This window comes from Agrococcus sp. HG114 (assembly GCF_024723325.1).
Classification (GTDB): domain Bacteria; phylum Actinomycetota; class Actinomycetes; order Actinomycetales; family Microbacteriaceae; genus Agrococcus.
The window spans coordinates 1-2,325 of the sequence record NZ_JANQCH010000194.1 but is presented as its reverse complement, the minus strand read 5'-3'; the positions used below and the strand labels follow the sequence as shown (position 1 = coordinate 2,325).

Annotated in this window: 3 protein-coding genes; 1 reads left to right on the top strand and 2 read right to left on the bottom strand. The window is 76.6% G+C overall.

From position 1 onward, the window contains the following. A partial coding sequence (locus NWP09_RS12490) for an aminotransferase class IV (protein ID WP_258275824.1) occupies positions 1 to 678 on the bottom strand: 678 nt, incomplete at its 3' end. Positions 679 to 690: 12 nt separating this feature from the next. Between NWP09_RS12490 and NWP09_RS12485 the strand changes: the two genes are divergently transcribed. Next, a complete protein-coding gene (locus tag NWP09_RS12485) occupies positions 691 to 1,980 on the top strand; it encodes an anthranilate synthase component I family protein (protein WP_258275823.1) in 1,290 nt (429 codons plus the stop codon). Position 1,981: 1 nt separating this feature from the next. On the opposite strand, the gene NWP09_RS12480 is transcribed toward NWP09_RS12485, so the two are convergent. Continuing rightward, positions 1,982 to 2,325: metalloregulator ArsR/SmtB family transcription factor (locus NWP09_RS12480; protein WP_309137121.1), on the bottom strand; the 344-nt coding region annotated here is incomplete at its 5' end.

The following is a 2,325-nucleotide window of genomic DNA, read 5'->3' as shown; positions in this document are numbered from 1 at the left end:
GCCGCGCCCGCCCCGGATGCCGCGCAGCGCGTTCGCGAGCCACACCTCGGCGCCGTCGAGGTCGGCGGGCCGCGCGCAGCGCTGCTGCACCTCGACGCCGTCGAGCGCGGCGACCTCGGCGATCACGGCCGCGGTGACGGATGGCAGGTGGGCGGCGGCAGGCGCAGGCACGTGCAGCACGTCGCCCTGCCACCACAGCACGGCCGACCACGCGCCCTCGGCGACGCAGCCCGCCGAGAGCAGGATCGGCTCGACGTCGCGGCCGGCGCGCGCCGACTCCTCGTCCTGCAGCTCCCGCAGCGCGGCGAGGTCGGGACCCTTCCTGTGCGGGTGCCGTCGCGGATCCCGGCTCGCGGTCACGACCTCGACGGCATCCGAGGCCGGAGGGGCCGGCCGCACGCGCAGCCGGATCCCGTCGCTCGTGAGGTCGAGGCGCGGCGACCACCGGCCCTCGCCGGGCACGAGGCGGATCGCGGCGCGAGCCGCGGCGAGCGCGTCGAGACGATCGCCGCCCGCGTCGGCCACCGCATCCGCGAACCGCAGCTGGTGCCGCTGCCACGCGAGCACCCGGCCGTCGACGACGAGCCACGAGTCGGCGGCGAGGGGCTCGCCGACCGGCTCGTCGACCGGCGTGAACCCGCCCGTCGTCCAGGCGCGCACGGGCTGCTCGGCGCTCATAGGATGCACCCTATGCCAGCGACCCCTGGGCGACTGCTGCCCCGTCTCGGCGGTCGCTGGGCCGAAGCCGTCGACACGACCCCGCAGGCCGCGTTCGCCTCGCTCGAGGCCGCGTCGGCGGATGTCGTGTGGCTCGACTCGTCCTCCGACGGCGACCACGTGCTCGGCACCGGCAGCCACGTGCTGCTCGTGAAGGATGGCAGGGCGACGCTCGACGGCGAGCCCGTGCCCGGTGACGCGCTCGCGGCGCTCGAGGCGGCGCGCGCGGCGATGCCGGGTCCGTGGGTCGGGTGGCTCGGCTTCGAGGCGGGCGTGCGGATGCTCGGGCTCGAGCCCGCGCCCGGCCGGTTCCCCGAGGCGGCGTGGCTGCTGCTCGACCGCTGGGTCGTCGTCTCGGGCGGCGAGGCGCAGCTCCAGTCGCGGCTTGGGGAGCCCTGGACGCTGCCGCCGGATCCCGGCGTCGCGGTGCCGCGCGCCGACCGGCTGGAGCCCTCGCGGCTGCGCTGGCGGGATGACGACCGCGCGTACGCGGCGAAGGTCGAGCGCTGCCGCGAGCACATCCGCGACGGCGACTCGTACGTGCTGTGCCTCACGACCGCGATCGAGGCGCCCCCGCTCGACATGGTCGCGACCCACGCGCGGCTGCGGGCGGCGAGCCCCGTGCACCACGGGGGGTTCCTCCGCATCGGCGGCGTGACGGTCTCGAGCGCGAGCCCGGAGACGTTCCTGCACGTCGAGGACGGCGTGGCGACGACCCGTCCCATCAAGGGCACGCGGCGCCGCGGCGCCGACGACGACGCGGCGCTCGCGCGCGAGCTGTTCGAGAGCGAGAAGGAGCGCGCCGAGAACGTCATGATCGTCGACCTGTGCCGCAACGACCTGCAGCGGGTCTCGGCGCCGGGCTCGGTCGAGGTGACGAGCCTGCTCGAGGTCGAGAGCTATCCCACGGTGCACCAGCTCGTCTCGACGGTCCGGTCGCGGCTCCTGCCGGGGCTCGGGCCGATCGACGCGGTGCGGGCGCTGTTCCCCGCGGGCTCGATGACGGGCGCGCCGAAGCGCCGCACCGTCGAGCTGCTGCAGGCGCTCGAGGGCGCCCCGCGCGGGGTGTACAGCGGATGCTTCGGGGTCGTCGCGGGGACGTCGTGCCAGCTCGCGATGGTCATCCGCTCGGTCGTCGCCGACGAGGCCGGCGCGCACATCGGGGTCGGCGGCGGGGTGACGGCGCTGTCGGACCCGGCGTTCGAGGTCGACGAGCTGCACGTGAAGGCCGCGGCGATGCTCGCCTCCCTCGTGCCGGGCTGAGTCAGCCGTCCGCGGCCGCGCGCGACTCGGCGATGCGTGCGACGCGCTCGAGCCGCGACTCCCACTGGCGGCCGATCGTGTCGAGCCGGTCGGCGAGCTCGCTGAGCGCCGAGCCGATCGCCCGGTGCACGACCGAGCGGCCCTCGCGCGCCGACTCGACGAGCCCTGCGGCCTCGAGCACCGCGAGGTGCTTCGCGATCGCCTGCCGGCTGACCGGCAGCTCGCGAGCGAGCTCGCTCGCGGAGCGCGCCCGCCCGCCGAGCAGCTCGAGGATCGCCCAGCGCGTGTCGTCCGCGAGCGCCGCGAGCTGCCGCGTCGGCGCGGCGGCGCCGGTCACGCTCGCGC